Below are 19,723 nucleotides of genomic sequence, written 5' to 3' on the forward strand. Positions count from 1 at the left end.
TTAAAGCAATGGTATTTTTACTGAAAAAGTATTTTCTTCTTCACTAATAATTATTTCACGGGTAGTCAGGAAGCCATAAAGTGTTTTCAGGTTTATTAACCCCTGCCCATTCGAAGTCTCCACCTGTTTTTTTTTCTGAATATTGTTTTCTATCAATAAAGCCTCTTCTATACTTCTGATATTGATTGTCAGAGGGTTGCTATCATTAACAACATTATGTTTAATGGCGTTTTCGATAAGTATTTGCAGCGTTACGGGGGTTATCTGTAAATCGAGGGCTTCTTCGGCAATATCAAAATTAATATGCAATGCCTCGCCAAAACGGGTTTTCAGTAAACCAATGTAATTTTTAATAAATCCTAATTCGGTTTCAAGGTTTACCAACCCTTTTTCTTTGCTTTTCAGAACATACCGAAACACTTTTGAGAGTTGTTGGAGGAAATCTCTGGCTAAAGGCGGGTTTTCCTGAATGAGCGAATCCAACGAGGTAAGGCTGTTGAACAAAAAATGCGGATTAAGCTGATTTTTCAGATTATCGAACAATACCTGTGACTTCTCTTTTTCGAGGTTAGAAGCCCTAAGGGCGTTCTCACGCCATTTCTGTAAAGAATAATAAGTAAAATGAGCTACATTCAATAACGTTACTAACAACAATTGCGCTACATGCCCTGCCACACGGGTTAATTGAGTAAACTCGTTACGCACCATGTAATCGAACTTGGCAATTTTAAAGAAATGTGTAGCCGAATAGAGCACAAACTGAGTAACGGCATTAATAAAAATAAAAGTGATAAGAATCTGTAAAATAAGCCGCTTGGTAATGCCTTTGTCGTAAGGTAAAACTTTATCAAAGTAAGCATATAATTTACGAAAAAACAGAATGGTGCTACTTAGTACAAAAATAGATACGAGAGACAGCGTAAAATTTGTTTGGGTATCAACCTCGAACACATACCACCGGATGAATGTCGAGATACTTACTAAAACAAGTATACTTACAACGGCTATTTTATTTTTATTTTTCATTAACTTCTGATTATCTGCCCGTCCGACATCTCAATAATTCTATCGCTTCCTTTGGCAAAGTCGGGGTCATGCGTTACTGTGATAATGGTCTGGTGGTTTTCGTGTGCAATCTGTTGGAAAATATTGAAAACCACCTCCGAGTTTTTCTTGTCCAGATTTCCGGTTGGCTCATCTCCCATCACAATGGTTGGGTCGTTAATTAAAGCCCTTGCAATAGCTACCCTTTGTTGCTGCCCCCCAGAAAGTTTTGACGATTGCTTAAGTGCATGCGCTTGCATATCAACAAGTTTTAATTTCTGATAGGCGCGTTCTTCTACTTCTTTCGACGAATATTTACCTAGTTTCAAGGCCGGAAGCATTACATTTTGCAATACTGTGAACTCGGGCAGTAAAAAGTGGAACTGAAACACAAAACCCAGATGCTCGTTACGAAAAGCCGCCAGTTGGTCTTGTGTTTTTCCGGTAAGGCGTTCGCCGTTCATTTCCAGTTCTCCTTCGTAGTCTGTATCCATCGTTGAAAGAATATACAAAAGCGTGGACTTCCCACACCCCGATTTCCCGATTAAAGACAAGAACTCTCCTTTTTGTGCATCGAAAGATATATTTTTCAGCACCTGAAATTTTTCAGGTTCGTAAAAATATTTATTAATATGATTAGCTGATAGAACTTTCATTGGTATGTATTTCCTCTCATTTTATTGAGAGTTTCAATTTGCCCTGTTTCGGCAGGCAATTGGTGAAACAATGATTCGACTTATAATTTTTTTCTCAGAAAGACCCGAGTATTCATGCAAATAATAGCAAAAACTATGGCATATTTTACCCTCTTAAAATAGCTACGGGGTCAATTTTTGATGCTTTTCGGGCAGGCATATAACCAGCCAGAATAGTAGTAATAACCCCAAAAGCCAAACCCATTAAATAATACTTAGTATTGAAAATAACAGGGAAGGTCTTTACGTCCAGGAAGTCGCCGGCATCGAAGGGGGTAATTGATAACAAATAACTCAGCGAAAACCCTATTAAAAGCCCCAGCAATGCCCCTAATACCCCAATGATGATAGATTGTATGAGGAAAATTGCCACGATGTCTTTCCCTCCGAAGCCTGTTGCTTTCAAAATAGCAATGTCTTTCATTTTATTGATAACATTCATATTCATGATATTATAAATACCAAACCCCGCTACCACCAACAAGGTAATAGAAACAATAATTACCATGGCGTTTCTTATTTTATCGCCGGTCATGAAAGCCGAGTTGGCTTCGGCCCAGTCCTGAGTTTCATAACCATACTGGTTTTTCAGCACTTTTGCATAATCAATGGCCGCTTGCGAGTCTTTCATTTTAATGTGTATGTCTGTCACATAGCTTTTATCTTTCTGCAATATTTCTTGTACCATCGACATATTGGCATAGCACCTGACGCCGTCTACGGTCTGAATTCCAAAGCCATAAATTCCTACTACTTTTACCAGTTTCAGGTTTCCGCTTGGCGTGGTTATAGTAAGTTTATCGCCTACCTTTACGTTCAGGTTTCTCGCCAGAATAGTACCCATCAGTATACTGTTGGGGTTTGAAAGCAAGGCTTCCATACTACCCGATTTTATACGTCTCTTGATATTATACAGCTTATTTTCTTTCAGAATATCGACGCCTGCTATCTGCCCCGCCACCGGAATAGGCCCTTTATTAAAAAATACCTGTGAACTAATTTGCGGCGACACCCCCAACACGGCTGGGTCTTTTTCAATATTGGCTACAATCTGTAAGCCGCTCTTGATATTGGCGAGTTCGTTTTTAGGCAGCTGATTATAGATAACGTTAAAGGCATTGGGGTTGGCCTCTTCAATCAGACTAGGATGATTACTGGTAATTTCCTTGTAAATTCTGACATGAGGTGTGGCATCAAGGGCCGAATCTTCCAGAAACTTATTTACTCCTTTAATAAAGGAAATCATTACAATAAACATAGCAATACCAAATGTTACCCCAAGCATGGCAATTAAGGTTTGCCGTTTTTTGGTAAGCAGATGCGTTTGTGCTATTTGCAGAGATATTTTTAAGTTCATTATTTTGCTTTTTAAATAGCAGCTATTGCTAGTTTCCGATAACTATTACCGACTTCTCGTTTACTCCGCTTTTTATTTCAACCAAATCAAGGTTTTCTACCCCTTTGGTAATTCTGATTTTCTTTTTGTCTCCGTTTTCTTCAATCCAGACAGAATCACTACCAACCAGATAGTTTTTCGGAATGGTAAGTACTCTTGGATTCTGAGAAATAATGATATTTGCCTCGATGGTCATGCCATAATAAGCATTGGGTTTTTCGTCAATAAAATCGGCATCTACCCTGAAAGTCTGGTCGGCTTTGTTTAGTTTCGGATACAGCTTGGTTACCCGTGCCTTAAACATTTTATCTTTATACACATCTATTTTTATAAGTACCTCTTGGCCTATTTTCACTTTCGCGAAATCGCCTTCGTCAATGGCTAGTTGCGCATAAATTTCATTGGCATCGCCAATCAGGGCCACTTGTTCGCCTCTTCTGACAAGCTCACCCTGTTTTTTGTAGATGTCATAGACTCTGCCTGCCTCAAAGGTTTTAATTCTGAAATTATCTCCCTCACGTGCATTTACGCGGAAATTCGACTGAGAATTCTGTAAATCAACATATAGCTGGCTTTTTGTACGTTGCAAGGCTTTCTGTCTGGCTGTTACTTCATTTCTGGATGTCTGATAAGTCAGTTCGGCCCGTTCGTACTCTATACGGGTAGTAGCATTACGGTCGTATAGCTCTTTGTAACGATTAAAATTGATTGAGTCGTTAGCAAGTTTGGTACGCGCGCTACGTAACTGGGAAGTAAGCTCGGCCAGCACCGGAGAGTTGTCGCCGTAGTTGGTTTCTGCCTGACGCAGGATATTCCCTGACGCTTCCAGACGGGCATCCTGAGAAATACTTTCGAGTTGGAAAATCAACTGGTTTTTTGCCACCAAATCTCCTTCAAAGGCTGTCTGCCGTACCAGAAAGCCATCGGCATTGGCAATGAGTTTATACTCGTTTTTAGGGTATATATTGCCGGATGCATAAACCGCTTCGGTTAAGGCTTTATACTGGGGCGTAGTTGGTTTGTCGTTACCTTTGTTACAGGCCGTTAATAAGGAAGAAATTACGACTACGAAAATGATTGTCTGCTTCATATTTTGAGGTCAATACGACGATTTATTTGGCTTATCTATAAATTTCAGAACAAGTGGCACTTGTTATTTCTGGCTACAAATAGAAAAGTAATTTATAAAATCCTCAAGAAATAATGAACGAAACGGAAGAAAATAATAGCGAGGCAAACAAGCTGCCCAGCAACCCACAAACCGCTAAATAAATATTAAACGGGGTTTTACAGGTAAAAACTTGAGATACCGATTGTTAATCGTATATTCGTGCCTGTTTTAATCTTTTTTTAATCCAAAGACAATTTTCATGAGAGTTTCTTCAACCATCCGCAAATTTACATTGCTGCTTACTTTATCATCTTTATCATTGGCGGTAATGAACTGTTCAAAAAAAGATGATCCATCTACCTCTGAAGGTCAGATTGTTGGTACTTGGAAAATGACCAACTATTTCGTAAAAGAAGGAAACGACCCTGAAATTGACCAATATGCGTTGTTCTTACTTTTCTTACCATGCGTGAAAGACCTCTCTTTGACTTTCAACAGCAATGGTACATTGACAGGTAATAACATTACGACAGACTGTGCCGATGTAATAGAGAGCCTGATAGGTGACACTAAAAATGCTAAGTATGCAGTGGCGGGTGACCAACTTACTATCACAGATAGTAACAAAGTACAAACTGTTATCAAGGTATCGTTCAGTGGCAAACAAATGTCATGGATTGATACTTCAACTACTGGCGGTGTGACAACAACAGAGAGACTTGTTTTTACAAAACAATAAAACAAAGTTACTCCAAAAGATTTAACAACAAAGCCAACCCCGAAAGGTTGGCTTTGTTGTTAGCGGCTTATGAGTTTACTGAGTACATCCCAGACCAATTCACTCTCAAAACCTTTTCCGATGGCATAGCGGGCCAGTTTCTGTTTAAGTATTAATGGCTGTTTTTCTGTGCGTAGTTCGTGTTTTTTCTTTTCTAATAAAGTTCTGAGGGTATCAAGGTAATCATCATCTTCTATTTCCTGCATAGCCTCTCTGATAGCGTGTTCAGACAAATGACGGGCTTTTAGTTCATGCCTGATTTTCTGCCGCCCCCAGCGTTTTACCCGAAACTTGCTTCCGGCAAATATTCTGGCAAATCGGCCCTCGTTCAGATAATTCTCTTCTATCAGGTACACGATTATTTCTTCGGCGTCGTCTCCATATACGCCCCAATTCTGTAATTTTTCGCGTACTTCTGCCTGTGTGCGCTCCTGATAAGCGCAATAATTGGCAGCTTTTACAAGAATATCTTTCCGAAGCATAATATTACAGGGTCTGCATCAAACTTAGTTTCTTATAAAACCCGTTAGGGATACTGAGTAAATCTTCGTGGGTTCCTCTTTCTATGATTTCCCCTTTATGCACTACCAGAATTTCATCGGCGTTCTGAATAGTACTTAAACGATGCGCAATGACAAGTGTTGTACGGTTCTTCATAAGATTGGTGAGGGCATCCTGCACTAGTTTTTCAGACTCCGTATCTAGTGCCGAGGTGGCCTCGTCCAGAATCAGCACCGGCGGATTCTGCAAAATGGCTCTTGCAATAGATAAACGTTGGCGTTGCCCACCCGAAAGTTTGGTTCCTCTGTCGCCAATTATTGTCTGGTAGCCTTCTGGCTGTTGCACAATAAAATCATGTGCGTTAGCTATTCTGGCCGCCTGAATAATAGCTTCTTCTGATACATTTTTACCGAAAGCGATATTGTTAAAAATAGTATCGTTAAACAAAACGGCTTCCTGCGTAACAATACCCATTAGCTGACGCAGCGATTGCTGAGACACCTGTTTTAAATCAACGCCATCAATCAGAATAGCCCCCCCAGTTGGGTCATAGAAACGCGGCACAAGGTCGGCAATCGTTGACTTACCCCCTCCAGACGAGCCTACAAGTGCAATCGTTTTGCCTTTAGCCAGTGTAAAACTAATGTTTTTCAATACCTGAATGTTGCCATCGTAAGAGAAGTCTACGTCTTTAAACTCAACACTTTTTTCAAAGTTTTTCAGGTCAACGGCATGAGTAGCGTCCTTAATAAGCGAGTGGCTATCTATTAAATCCAGTACTCGTTCGCCAGAAGCCAAACCTCTTTGTGCAGAACTAAAGGCGTTTGAAATATCTTTAGCAGGGCGCATTACCTGCGAAAAAATAGCGATGTAAGTAATAAACTCTGATGCCTCAAGGGTTGACTCGTTTGAAAGAATCAATGACCCACCATAAAGTAAAATACCAATAACCACAAACACGCCCATGATTTCAGAGAACGGCGAGGCCATTTCACGGCGGGCTGCCAGATTAAAAATGGCTTTTCGGTAACCCTGATTTTCTTCTCTGAATTTTTCGGTCACAAAACTTTCTGCCACAAAACCCTTTACTACACGCATCCCGCCAAAAACTTCGTCCATGAGGCTAATTAAATTACTGAGGCGTTGTTGCCCTTCTCCTGCATTATGTTTCATTTTCTTGACAAGCGTAGAAATGAAAATTCCAGAGATTGGAATAACAAGTAAAGCAAAAAGCGTGAGGTTCCAGGAAATAGCAAAAAGAGAATAAATATATGCCAGAAAAAGAAAGAATTCTTTTGTAGCAGCCGAGAATGTGTTAGCAATGGAGTTTTCTACTTCCTGCACGTCTGTCACGATTCGGGAAATGAGGTTGCCTTTGCGCTCGTTACTAAAGAAACCCAGATGCAAATGAATTGCCTTGCCAAATACTGCCTGACGTAAATTAGCCACCATATTCGACTTGAAGTTCTCCAGAAGCCTGATGCTGATGTATTTAAATACGTTTGATAAAATAATAGTAACGGCAACCACCGCACACACAAACATTAAAGCCCCCTGTTTACCATGTTGGCTCAGGAACTTAGCAAAATAATAGTTAAATTCCTTAATAGGGTCAAAACCAGAGGTTGGCACCAGCATTTTGCTCATTTCCTGCGCATCGACCTGATTAAACAGAACTTTTAAAAGCGGAATTAATAAGGTAAAATTCAGTACACCAAAAATACTTGCTAGTATAGACGTAATCAGAAAAGGGGCAATAAAACTACCCAGAGGTCTGGCATACGAAAGTAATCTGAGATAATTCTTCATTTAGGCTCACAATAACGCTTTCCGGCGTTTCTAAATACTACAATTTTAAAAGTTGCAAAGTTCGGAAAGAACTTATGATAATGCTAAGAATAAGTTTTAAAAAGCATATTATACTACTTTTATGTATTAATAAAGCTCCGTATCGGGCAAAAACACCTGCCTTAAAATTAAAGACCTGCTTTATGGCAGGCCCTTAATTTTATACTTGTTTAGTTTTCCATTTACCCATTCTGAACACAAAAATGGCTACAATGGCCAGCAGGGACTCGCTGATAGCAATAGACCAGAACACACCCGGAGGCCCCCAACCCAGCCCGATAGCGAAAATATATGCCAGCGGGATTTCGATGGCCCAGAAACAAACAAGGTTCATGATAGTAGGTGTTTTGGTATCGCCAGCACCATTAAGTGCTTGCGCAATTACCATTCCGTAACCAAAGAAAATGTAGCCCAGACAGATAATCTGTAAACATACCACACCAACGTCAATCACCTTAGGATTATCGTTAAAAATAGCGATAAAATCACGGGCAAAAACTGAAAATATGATACCAACCAGCAGCAGGAAAATCATGTTATAAAAAGCTGTTCGCCAGACTGACTTTTCGGCTCTGTCGGGCTTACCCGCACCCAGATTCTGCCCTACTAAGGTTGAAGCTGCGTTTGACATCCCCCACGAAGGCAGGATGGTGAAGACGATAATCCGAATGGCAATTGTATAACCTGCTACTACATCGCTACCAAAACTTGACAGGATACGGGTAAGGAAAATCCAGCTTGCTGACTGAATCAGGAATTGTCCGGTCCCCCCTGCCGAAACATTAATAAGGCTTTTGATTACTTCCTTGTCTGGCGTAAACTGGCTTTTATCAATCTGCATATTTCCGTTGCCTCTGAGTATGGCATATAACTGGTATATAACGCCAATAGTGCGCCCGATACTGGTAGCAATGGCGGCCCCTTCAACTCCAAAGCCTGCAATCGGAATTAATATGAAGTCCATACCAATATTAATAAAATTGGCCAGAATAATCGACCTCATGGCCGTAGAAGCATCGCCAGCACCACGCAAAGCACCACTCAGGGTATATAATAAAATAATAGAAGGGCTACTGGCAAAAATGATACGAGTAAAACTAGCCCCTTTCTCAATCAGATGGTCGTCTCCGCCCATTAAACGTAAGATATCTTCTGCAAAAACAAAGCCCAGAATACCTACCATAACCCCGAAGGTTAACGAAATAAGTATTACCTGTGCCATTGCTTGTCCGGCTTCTTTTTTATTGCCTTCGCCCACACGGCGCGACACAATGGCTGTGGCGGCTGTACTCAGGCCAATGGCAACAGAATAAATAAGTGTCAGAACCGATTCTGTAAGGCCCACAGTTGCCACTCCTTCAACGCCTACATAACGCGCCACAAAAAAAGCATCAACTATGGCAAAAAGCGACTCCCCCACCATTTCGAGTATCATAGGTACTGATAAAAGAAAGATGGCTCGATTGATGTTTAATTCTGTATAGTTTTGTTCTTCGCCACGAATGGCTTGTATTAATAAGTCAAAAAATTTTCGCATTGAATCAAATGTTTTACGACCAATACAAAACGGCACAATACCGCCTATCGGACGCTATAAATAATAGTTCTAATTAATAAGGATATAAGAAGTAACGTTACTAAAAGCTGCCAGCGCAACTTTAGTAAGTAAAGAGAAGGAAACTGATCCGTCTTTAACGGACGCGAACCGAAGCGGTCATATACATGGGTATTTTAAATTTCTTGCCGCAAAGATAGTTTTTTGCTTTCGTGAAGCAAAATGTTTGACAAATAAATTTCGTATATGGTGTTTTTTCAAACAAAGAGTGCTTTTGCAGTAGACCTCTTACCTTTTTGTTTGATTTTATTCAATCATTAGTGAGCCTTTAAATCTTTGATAAGTTTCAAAGCATAACCCACTATACTAGTAACTTCTGCAAAATTCTTGCTGGCTAATACTTCTTTAGGTACTAATTGTGAGCCTATACCCACAGCCGTAGCACCAGCCCCGAACCATGTTTTGAGGCTTTCGCTGGTTGGAGACACACCTCCTGTAACCATTACCTGTACATCGGGCATAGGGGCTTTCAGGGCTTTGACAAAAGCCGGGCCTAGTACTTCGCCAGGGAATATCTTGATAAACTCGGCTCCGGCTACTCGGGCATTATAAATTTCGGTGACCGTCATAACACCTGGCATCCACGGAATGCCTGCTTTCTGGCAAACAGCCCCAACTTCAGGATTCATGATAGGAGCTACAATAAAGTTTGTGCCTGCATCGATGTATTTTTGTGCAGTATTGGCATCATAAATAGTACCTATTCCCAGAATCATTTCGGGCATTTCGGTTTCGGCTATGCTGATTAGCTCCTTAAAGTTGATATAAGAATTTTCGGTCCGATTCGTGAACTCAAACACCCTTACACCTGCTTTGTAACAGGCACGTAACACCTCTAGGCAGATGTCTAAATCGTTATGCGTAAATAAAGGCACCAGCCCTGTTGAGCTTACTTGTGCTAAAGTAGTATTTTTATCGAATCGTGCCATTGCTATGGATTATTTAGATTTTACAATTGATTAACGTTTTAAACGGCCCGATTTATCGCCGCTCATTACTGACTCTACTTCCGCTACCGTTACCAGATTCTGGTCACCTTCAATGGTATGTTTTAAGGCACCTGCTGCTACACCAAACTGTAAAGATTTCAGGTCATCTTTTAGTACTACCTGCCCATAAATAAACCCTCCCAGAAAAGCATCTCCCGTGCCGATTCTGTCTACGATATGTGTAATATCCTGATACTCGGTTTCCAGAATTTCTTCGCCATTCCACATTTTTGCATTGTACTGGTTGTGTGAAGCACTTACCTGTACGCGGTCAGTATCTATTACTTTTTTTATGTTCGGGTATTGCTGCATCAATAATTTGCAGGCTTCTACAAATTTACCTTTTTCAGCCGTTATTTTTAATGAAAATATTTCCTCAATGTTTTTTCTACTAGCCAGAATAATGTCAGAGTAAGCTGCCAGTTCTGGTAAAATTTCTTGTGGGGTTTTGCCGTATTTCCATAAGTTACTTCTATAATAAATATCTGACGATACCGTAATACCAAGTTTTTTAGCTGTTTTTACGGCATCCAGACAAGCCTTAGCCGCACCTTCAGATAAGGCTGGGGTTATACCACACCAATGAAACCAGTCTGCCCCTTGCAGAATTTCCTCCCAGTTAAACCATGAGGGGTCTAGGTTAGCAAAGGCAGAATCCATGCGGTCATACACAATCTGGCTTGCACGCATTACTGCGCCAGTTTCCAAGAAAAACACCCCAATACGGTTGCCTTCAAGTTTTACATGCGTGGTATCAATACCTAAAAAGCGTAAGAAGGCCTTTGCTTTCTGCCCCATTAAGTTATCAGGAAAACAGGTAACATGGGTAGCATCGAAACCAAATTTCACTAACGAGGCCCCCACATTCATTTCGGTACCCCCGAAGGTGGCATTGAAAGATTGTGCCTGTTCTATTTTCTGAAAGCCGGGTGTTGCCAGACGGAGCAGGATTTCACCAAAGGTTACTATTTTAGGCATTTTGCTATATTGAATGTTTATGCTATAATCGATGTAAGTAACATACTTATTTTATTTGTCCTGAACGGATAATTCCAATTTCAAGCCCTCTTAATTCGGCTAGCCCACGTAAACGGCCGATAGCCGTATACCCCGGGTTTGTTCTTTTACCTGCATTCAGGTCGTCAAGCATTTTATGGCCGTGGTCGGGTCTGAAAGGCAATCTTATATCTTGTCTGCCTTCGTTTACTCTGCGTTGCTGTTCGGTTAACAAAGCCTTCATTACGCCGTACATATCAACGTCACCAGTTAGGTGGTCCGCTTCAAAGAAATTTCCTTCGTCATCTCGTTTGGTAGCACGTAGATGAATAAAATTAATTCTATTGCCTAACCTTTCTACCATACCTACCAAATCATTATCGGCCCTAACGCCATAGCTTCCTGTACAGAAACATAAGCCGTTATTTTTACTTTCGGCTGCTTCGAGCAATAGTTTTGCGTCAGCCTCGGTACTTACTACACGCGGCAAACCCAAAATCGGATACGGGGGGTCGTCGGGATGAATAGATAACAGTACTCCGTTTTCTTGCGCTACTGGCGTAATTTCTTTGATAAAGGTATAGAGATTCTGGCGAAGTTCTTTATCACCAATATATTTGTAGGTATCAAGCGTATCGCGGAAAGCCTCAATAGTAAAGCTTTCTTCGCTACCGGGCAACCCTGCTATAATATTTCGGGTAAGGCGGTGTATATCTGCTTCGCTGGCTTTACTTATCCATTCTTTAGCTTTGCTAATCTGAGCTTCTGAATATGACGCCTCAGCGTTTGTTCGCTTAAGGATATATATTTCAAAAGCGCAGAACTCTGTCATATCGAACCTTAGTGCTGTTGAGCCATCAGGCATCTGAAAATCCAGATCTGTGCGTGTCCAGTCCAGAATAGGCATAAAGTTATAACACACGGTATCAATACCGCAAGCGGCCAGGTTAACCAGACTCTCTTTATAATTTTCGATGTATTGCTTATAATTGCCAGAAGCCTTTTTAATGTCTTCATGAACGGGTACACTTTCGACAACCGACCATGTAAGGCCATGTTTTTCAATTTCTGCTTTCCGGTTTTCGATTTCAGATTTTGTCCAGACTTGCCCGTTTGGAATATGATGCAGGGCCGATACTACGCCTGTTGCGCCTGCCTGTTTTACATCTGTTAAACTCACAGGGTCATTAGGGCCAAACCATCGCCAGGTTTGTTCAAGAGCCATAAGTATAAGGTTGAAATGGTAAGTTACAAAATTATGTTTTAAGTATTAAGTCTTCAAATATAATTTTGATAAAAATAAGTACTTTTTTGACTGAGCGAGGCAGTAGGAGGATAAATTTTTGTCCAAATATTTAACTATTTAAGTACATAATATAATAAAATAAAGAAAATTAAAAATATTTAAGTTTTTTTCAGATAAAATTTGGATAAAAAAAAACAAGCGTGCATCTTTGCAGTCCCAAACGACAACAACGGACGGGAGTTTAGCTCAGCTGGTTCAGAGCATCTGCCTTACAAGCAGAGGGCCGGGGGTTCGAATCCCTCAACTCCCACACTGATAATCAAGCACTTACGAGGTTTTTCTTGTAAGTGCTTTTTTTATTTTTATAGCAATTTACCTAACACGAAGCAACACCAAAAGTTGTAGAACAGTACATAATTTCGAGATTTGCATTTTATAAAAACAACAGATACAAGATTTTAATCAAAAGGGTTGTTTGATTAAAAACCGTTCAGTAATTCCCCATTAGAAGCCATAAAGCTTTCTTGTAGCCCAATAATCAATAAATTATTATCTACGGCAAGCCCAATCAACGTAATAACTTCTGAGTCGAATAATCGCTTACAGGTATAAATAAATATCTTCTCCAAAAACAAGTGCAAATACACTACAATATGACTTCTGCCAGATGGGTATAAAACAATCAAAAAAAGTGACCAAAAAATAAATTTCACTTTTTACTAAGCTGCTTTTTTGTAGCTTTATGTATTAATTACTGTGTCTAAATTTCTGCATTATTCATGAAAAACTATCAGATGTTTTTTGGCTGTGTTTTGCATCATTTTATTTACCGCCATAAGGAACTATTATTATTAAAGCACCCAATTTAAGGAGCATTACAAATCGCTATTCCTGAAGAAGTCTACTATGACAATAGCTCGATTTTCAGGGAAAGAATACCTGAACAATATAACGAGGTTAAGTCAAAGAAGTTTTCACTGCTGCCAAAACAAACCTATTAAAAGAGTTACCCAAAATTTAAGCTCAAACAGTGAATACCAACAACTGTCTAAACCAATAGTAATTCACCTAAAACCATCAATTAAATGCAAGAACTCAGTTCAGATTGTTTTACAATTTTTAACATTAACGGCCAACAGATGTTGTATTGCACACAAGACACATCTATAAACAAGCTTACCTTTTCTATTATTAATGCTACAAATGCGCCCTTGCCGCTCATCGGAAATCAAGCAGGGAACCCGTCGGTATTCACCTTTGATTTTGAGTCGTTGCTGACAGACGAAGTAGTGAAGAATCTTATATTAACACTTCCTGAAAACTGGGATTCTAAATTTATAGAAGCTACTGAATTTGAATCGGCCTCGTGGTCGGTTTATCCAAACCAAGACATAACACTGGACATCAATAACTCCGTCAGTATCATAATCACTAACATTTCTTGTACAGAGACGAATCCGGGTAACTTTTGGATAGACTATAAAAACGTTCCGGGATACACTCCTCCTTTTATGCCAATTCAAAAACACCTTGCGGTTCTCAACCCTCCTGATTCTAATAAAAAAACACTGCCCCTGAAAGACTCCTACACCAATGTTGTGCATCCTATTCAAGGGCAGTTTGTACTGGAGGATTCAGATTTAGAAGATAACTTAAGAGTAGCTTCTGAGGTCGTTCCTATTTATATTACCTATGACCAGAGTGCTATAATTGAAAATGGTTTTACTTACTTACTTACCAATACTTCGAAAGACCCACTGGTTTCATCCAGTACAGAAAACGATACTCTAAAAGCTCCGCGCGCTCCGACACTCTATATATCGTTTCTTTTTGGCACTAACGACCACGACCTTACTACCCAGCTTATTGCTGATAGTAATATAGAAATTGATGTGTCGGCCTCTTTGCCGTGGATGCCCGTTAAACACATGGGTGGTAGCTCTTACTGGCAATTTTTACCCACAAGTAAAGAGATTATGAAAGCCTACGAAACTGTAAGGTTCCCTATTCATAAACTCATTACCCCATTAAATGTACCGCCAGAAAAAATCACTATTATGTACATTCAGTTTAACGATGTTCCTGGGTATAACGACGGCGCATACACGCTCATTATGGAAAAACAAATTGCAGTTGCTGAAATGAAAAAACTTGAGGCCGACAGGTACACTATTTTCATTACAGAGAATATCAACATCAGTTGGGAATCTTCACTGGCAAAACGGGTAACAATTGAATACTTTTTGAAAGACGGAAGACGTGTTTGGCTCGACAGCAATCAGGGAGATATTAAGTTAAATGAAAACAATTTTTGGTTACCAGAACCCCCTACGGCCGAACATACAACTATCACAGCTATTGCTTATGATAATAACGGCCAGAATACTAAACAGATCTTTTTAAAAGTAACCGAACTGCCTCAGGCACAAATAGTATACTTTTCGGCAGGTGAAATGATGCTTTCTGAACTTACTGCTTCTGGTGATGTTAGTATCGGTTTAAGTTGGAACGTCAAATATGCCAAAAAAACTACCATTAACTATACTTGGAATAACAACGGCCCAATAGATGTGCCACTCACCAAAACTTCGCTTGATGTACCTGTAAACACTAAACTACACAGTTGGTGCAACTTTACTCTTTCTGTGCTATCTATCAATGAGAAATACCCTTCTCCAGTAACCAAGACAGTAGAATTGCGTAACCTCAACGGCAGTTGGGTAATTATAGACCCAGATTTGGCATCATAAACATCCATTTAAAAGCCATCCCGAAATAGTTTTCACGGGATGGCTTAAAATAAATCAGCAATTATTTACTGCTATACATCAGGCCGATTTTTTCCAGTAGGTATAGCTTAACACCGGAGGTGCCATAATATAATCTTCTGCCTTTGCGGCTATTTGCGCTACGTTTACTTCAGGATTCACCTGCATACCACGTTTTCTCAGCGAGTCAATAATATTTTTCCGGACAGTTTTTGCAGGTTCGTTATCAATGGTTTTCATTAATACTTCCATGCCGTTTACATTATCAGGGCCAGCAACCTGCTCAGGCTTGGCAGGAATAACCGGATAGGCATAATCTTTGAACCTATATTTGAAATTTTCGAGACTAATAGGTACTGACTGGGCAGGTATTGGGGCGCGTGGCGTAATTCTGAAACCAACCAGTACATTTTTTACCAGTGCATCTTCGGTATAACCTACTTCACGTTTTTCCCAGAGTGACTTTGGTACATTACGGATGATAGCCGTAATATCATACTTAATGTTAGGGGCCAATATACCTGCAAATTCAATCTTGAGGGTATGTTTAGAATTAAAGTCGGCGTTTGCCACTTCTACCATACCTACCCCAAAATCTTTGTTTCGGGCATCGAGTTCGGCCTGATTAATAATTACGAGGTTTTCTGCTGGAATTGCCCCATTTCTATCGGTTATGATAATCTCATATTCTTTCGATGGAATAATGCTGTAAGTCTCAAGTATAGTACCATTCCGGCTAACAATCCAACTGAGGTCATCGTCGTTTGTTTTATCTTTAGTCAGGTCTTCCATGAGGCCAGCAGTTACCTTGCTCAGGCAGTAGGTATCTGTTGGTATTGTTCCAGCAATTCCGTACAGCTCTTCGTGTTGCGAGGTTTTGTCAGACGGAGGAAGGAAAGAATCTTTGAACTCTTTCCAACTGATAGAAGTAGACTTCTTGTTGCCTGATGCACCAAACGAAATATTGAACGATATAATCCATAAATGAATTGAGGCTGTTCCTGAAAATTCAGGCCCCCAGATGGCCAAATCGGCACCGATGCTTACCGAGATAGTTTTGGTAACCGATGTAAACAGCAAGTTAAGGCGGAAAGTATACGAAACCCCGAAACTTACATACAAATGTGCTTCATAATGATAGGGTTTCCAGGCAATCAGGAAGTCGACACCCATAGTAAACCATGCCTTCAGGTTACCAGTACTAAACATGGCCTCAAGTGACCCACCCGCCATAATACAGGTTGGCGTAAGAGCAAAATACATACCCCCTTTCATGGTTACCTGACTGGTTATTATCCAGTTAAAGCCAAGCCGTGGCACTTTAGGGTACCAAAGTGGTGGTTTAAAATTAGGATGATACCCCCCTAGTGTTATCACAAAGTCGCCTTCGTGTTCGTTAGGTGCTGTCCAGAGGTAAAATGCGAAACCACCCGTAAGTACACAGGCTGACGACAACAGATACGAGGCCGGCGTCAGCTTGGCTTCAACGGAAAACTCGCCTTTATCGGGCAATAGTTTTACCAGTAATGCCAATTGTGCATAAGCAACTACCGTTGGTGATTTCGGAGGCACGGATACTGTCGACATCCCAATAATGCCGATTTCAAGGTTGGTACCGAAAGCAAACGAGAGCAGTGCAAACGATTCTACAAGTTGAAAGGAAGTAAATTTTATACCAGCAGCCAGCCAGTTCTGACCAATTTCGACCGGTACAACTTTATCTTTGATAAGAACCCCCAGCGCAGCACCCGGGTCTGAACTCTTAAACGGACTTTGCTGATTAGGTACAAAACCCATTGTGAGCGGGAATTTCGACACGGTATCAATAGTAGGTAATTTAAGCCCACGATTGTAACCAAATCCGGCTGCCACGCCAGTAATGAAGAAGGCAGGCGGGCCACCCAACGGTGGTGCAGAAAGTAACGCAAATATAAACAGGGACGGATGCCCATCAACCGAAGCATAAGAACCTAATGCCGAAAGGTTAAAGGTTTTTACTCCAATAACTGCCGTTCCGGTGTATTCGGTTACTCCATCTACAACTTGTTTTAAAAAGCCTGCTGCAATTTGTACAGGACCACTCTGGTAAGCAATGTTTAGCCCTGAAAGCTCAAAGGCTGGGTCGAGCTTGCTCAGTGGGTTGCTAACACCCAGACTAATCAACTCTATTTTGAGAGCAGTAAATATCAGTGAGGCATCTAGCAGTAAAGACACTCGGCCATCTTTGTAGCTTACCCCTGCCCTGTCGAAATATACCGGGCCAATTGTTTTTTGCAGTTGAATCCAGTAAGCATTATCATCTTTCGATGAAGTGTCGGCCGCAAGCATCAGGGTATTTTCTGGTGCTTTTTTGCTGGCGGTACTTATTGGAACCTCGAATCTGTTATCGGCCCCTAATTCCAGCACCAACGCACAATATAAGCCTTTTTGTATGCCTTCAGGCATTTCAGGCAATTGCAGATAGCCGCTACCTGCTTTTTCTTTTATTAGTTTATTAAATTCCTTGACGTTTTCTTCTTTAATAGGTTTAGTAGCACCAATGAGTTTAAAATCATCTAAGGCCATTTTACCAGCAACCGACTCAAGGTTTGAACCTACCAACGGTAAATCGCCAAGACCGATGTTAATCTTGATGTCTATTCCAAATACATACGTCCATTCACCTTCTATTTTCTTGGCTACAAAAACAGCAGAACCATAATTTGCTGACGCGGCAGCAATAACAAGCGACTGCGCATCGGTGGTAAAGTCATAAAAAATTGTTGCTTCTTTCAGTGCCAAGTCTAAACCCGATGGTATAGCAGGCACTTCATTAAAGCCAAAAGCGTGCGCTATATCGGCAAACTGAAGATACCCCTCTGGGCTTTCGGCCACCCATTTAGCAGCAATATTAGTATCGGATGATGAGATTTCAGAAACAAGTGAAAATACCGACTTGCCTACAAACAACTTGCCCGACAATACTTTTTTATACCCTCCTGTTTCATCCACGTTCATGGCAAAACCAACAATAATCTTTAATTCATTGTTGGCTGCAAGAGGAATATTGCCTGTAATTGAAAAATCAAAAGACTTATCAAGCGTATTAAGCATGATATAAAGGTCTTGCAGAGTAGTACCTTTTACCCAGTCTGGTATTTTGCCCGCACCAAAAGTTTCTTCGAGATAGTTAGTAACTACATCGATTGGAATTCTTTGGCCTTGCCCCGTTTTTCCGGTAAATATCCAGCCTTTTTTATCCTGTGAGCCTTCATAATCGGCGGTCATGGTTACTTCTACCTCACCTACAAATAGTATTCCGTAGAAACTGGCTGTTTGCACGCTTGAAGTATAGTTAACAGCAAAACCCAACTGGTGTATCATCAACGCGAGGTTTTGTTCGTCATTTATGTTCCATACGCCGTCTACTTCCAACTCAAACGAATAATCGTCAGACTTAAAGTCAAAGCTTAGTTGTTCTACAAAAAGCTCTTCTGGTATACCCGCTGCCTGACCTACAAACTGCTCGACAAACTCTCTGATGCTAAGTTCTGAATCTTCTTTCAGGAAGCCCTGTACTTCAAAATTAGGATAACTGGCCATAATTGCCAGCGAGGCTTTATCTGTAAGCGTGATTTCTCCTTTAAGATTCAGGTATGGTTCTGCTCCCGAAAATGGTGTCAGCACGAAAAAGTCAAGTACCATGTTTTCGGCACGAAAAGTTTTACCAGTACTGGATACCGTAAAAATTGTCCATGGAGAAGTGCTTTTTACCTGTAAACCCACCGTTTTTACACTTAGCCCTGTTGCATCGAAATCAAAATACAAGTCATTGAATTTCAGGATGTTTTCAATTGGGAATTGTGATTTCGGTGGTAATACGCCTTCAAGAGACACGCCATTAACCAGCGAACTCAGGGCATTGAGGGAGGCTTCAATTAAACTAGTTATATCTGCACTAAAGCGGATAAAGGTTTTCAGATTAATTATTTTTACAGCTACGGGTATAGAATACTGATTATTTGATGCCGAAAATGGAATAGCGGTACTCAGTTCAATATACGGGAGAGCCGAAGAACTTTCTGAAAACGGGTTAGGCAAATTAAAACTTCCTACCTTAAAATCAATACTAACGTTATTAGCCACATATAATTTTACACCAGTAATTTGTGGCCCTGTCAGGTCGAAAGAAACAAAATCTGCGGCTCCGTTCTGTAAAACTACTGGTCCGGTTATGGTTTGTGTCTGAATATTAAGCAACGTGCTTATGCCCGAACTTATCTTCTTAAAATCAATTTCACCAGTAAAAGACAATCCGGCAATATGGTTTTCATCAGGGTCAGACAAAAGATATAATGACGGTGGCTGTGGCGAATTATTAAATACTATCTCTTTGGCCATACTGCCTTGAAGCTGCGGGAAAGAGTCCACCAATGTGTAGCTGCTATCGCCGCTTGCTTTTAAGGTTAAAGCCGCTTGTTGGGTCAGGATATAAAATCTGGCCTCGGCGGCCATTCCTTTAAAGGGGCCATCAGTACCTGTTCCTGAAATAGTTATGCTGTCGGCATCAGAACCCAGAATTTTAGCCCCTGAGAGCGTCAGCTTTGATGCCGGCAAATTATTTTTTGCGATACTGGTTACCTCCGGCGACGATAAGGTTTCCAGATTCAGTGAAAAATCGGTACCTTTTAAACCATCTTCCACTATTTTTTTCAACTCGTTTATATCCATGTCTTGTTATATCAATCGTGTTATAT

General features: G+C 40.5%; 13 protein-coding genes and 1 tRNA gene. 3 read left to right on the forward strand and 11 right to left on the reverse strand.

Annotated elements, in window-relative coordinates; genetic code table 11:
* The 4 genes from WAA15_RS06385 to WAA15_RS06400 form a co-directional block, all read right to left on the reverse strand.
* Entirely contained in the window at nt 1-1,026 is a 1,026-nt protein-coding gene (locus WAA15_RS06385) for a sensor histidine kinase (protein WP_337041816.1), read from the reverse strand.
* Entirely contained in the window at nt 1,026-1,700 is a 675-nt protein-coding gene (locus WAA15_RS06390; RefSeq protein WP_337041818.1) for an ABC transporter ATP-binding protein, read from the reverse strand. Before WAA15_RS06390 ends, WAA15_RS06385 begins: the two co-directional genes overlap by 1 nt.
* A 145-nt stretch (nt 1,701-1,845) precedes the next feature.
* Nucleotides 1,846-3,096, reverse strand: a complete 1,251-nt coding sequence (locus WAA15_RS06395) for an ABC transporter permease (RefSeq protein WP_337041820.1) — start codon at nt 3,094-3,096, stop codon at nt 1,846-1,848.
* 28 nt (nt 3,097-3,124) lie between these two features.
* Complete coding sequence (locus WAA15_RS06400; RefSeq protein WP_337041822.1) at nt 3,125-4,225, reverse strand: efflux RND transporter periplasmic adaptor subunit; 1,101 nt, start codon at nt 4,223-4,225, stop codon at nt 3,125-3,127.
* A gap of 280 nt (nt 4,226-4,505) precedes the next feature.
* On the opposite strand from WAA15_RS06400, the gene WAA15_RS06405 reads away from it, so the two are divergent.
* A complete protein-coding gene (locus tag WAA15_RS06405; protein ID WP_337041823.1) occupies nt 4,506-4,985 on the forward strand; it encodes a lipocalin family protein in 480 nt (159 codons plus the stop codon).
* A gap of 59 nt (nt 4,986-5,044) precedes the next feature.
* Here WAA15_RS06405 and WAA15_RS06410 read toward each other — a convergent pair whose 3' ends face one another.
* From WAA15_RS06410 to uxuA, 6 genes are all read right to left on the reverse strand, one after another.
* On the reverse strand, nt 5,045-5,506 hold the full coding sequence (locus tag WAA15_RS06410) for a regulatory protein RecX (protein ID WP_337041825.1): 462 nt from the start codon (nt 5,504-5,506) through the stop codon (nt 5,045-5,047).
* 4 nt (nt 5,507-5,510) lie between these two features.
* Nucleotides 5,511-7,334, reverse strand: a complete 1,824-nt coding sequence (locus WAA15_RS06415) for an ABC transporter ATP-binding protein (RefSeq protein WP_337041826.1) — start codon at nt 7,332-7,334, stop codon at nt 5,511-5,513.
* A 199-nt stretch (nt 7,335-7,533) separates the two neighbouring features.
* A complete protein-coding gene (locus tag WAA15_RS06420; protein ID WP_337041828.1) occupies nt 7,534-8,910 on the reverse strand; it encodes an MATE family efflux transporter in 1,377 nt (458 codons plus the stop codon).
* A gap of 335 nt (nt 8,911-9,245) precedes the next feature.
* A complete protein-coding gene (locus tag WAA15_RS06425) occupies nt 9,246-9,917 on the reverse strand; it encodes a bifunctional 4-hydroxy-2-oxoglutarate aldolase/2-dehydro-3-deoxy-phosphogluconate aldolase (protein ID WP_337041830.1) in 672 nt (223 codons plus the stop codon).
* 30 nt (nt 9,918-9,947) lie between these two features.
* Nucleotides 9,948-10,955 carry a sugar kinase gene (locus WAA15_RS06430; protein WP_337041832.1) on the reverse strand — a complete coding sequence of 336 codons (1,008 nt, stop codon included), beginning with the start codon at nt 10,953-10,955 and terminating at the stop codon, nt 9,948-9,950.
* A 46-nt stretch (nt 10,956-11,001) separates the two neighbouring features.
* Entirely contained in the window at nt 11,002-12,198 is a 1,197-nt protein-coding gene (gene uxuA, locus WAA15_RS06435; protein ID WP_337041833.1) for a mannonate dehydratase, read from the reverse strand.
* Between the two features lie 256 nt (nt 12,199-12,454).
* On the opposite strand from uxuA, the gene WAA15_RS06440 reads away from it, so the two are divergent.
* Nucleotides 12,455-12,529, forward strand: a tRNA-Val gene (locus tag WAA15_RS06440).
* A 775-nt stretch (nt 12,530-13,304) separates the two neighbouring features.
* Nucleotides 13,305-14,969: a hypothetical protein gene (locus WAA15_RS06445; protein ID WP_337041835.1), complete on the forward strand. Its 1,665-nt coding sequence runs from the start codon at nt 13,305-13,307 to the stop codon at nt 14,967-14,969.
* A gap of 78 nt (nt 14,970-15,047) precedes the next feature.
* Here the strand turns inward: WAA15_RS06445 and WAA15_RS06450 are convergent, their stop codons facing one another.
* Nucleotides 15,048-19,697, reverse strand: a complete 4,650-nt coding sequence (locus tag WAA15_RS06450) for a DUF6603 domain-containing protein (RefSeq protein ID WP_337041837.1) — start codon at nt 19,695-19,697, stop codon at nt 15,048-15,050.
* Between the last annotated feature and the right edge of the window lie 26 nt (nt 19,698-19,723).

The organism is Emticicia sp. 17c (assembly GCF_037153985.1).
Classification (GTDB): Bacteria; Bacteroidota; Bacteroidia; order Cytophagales; family Spirosomataceae; genus Emticicia.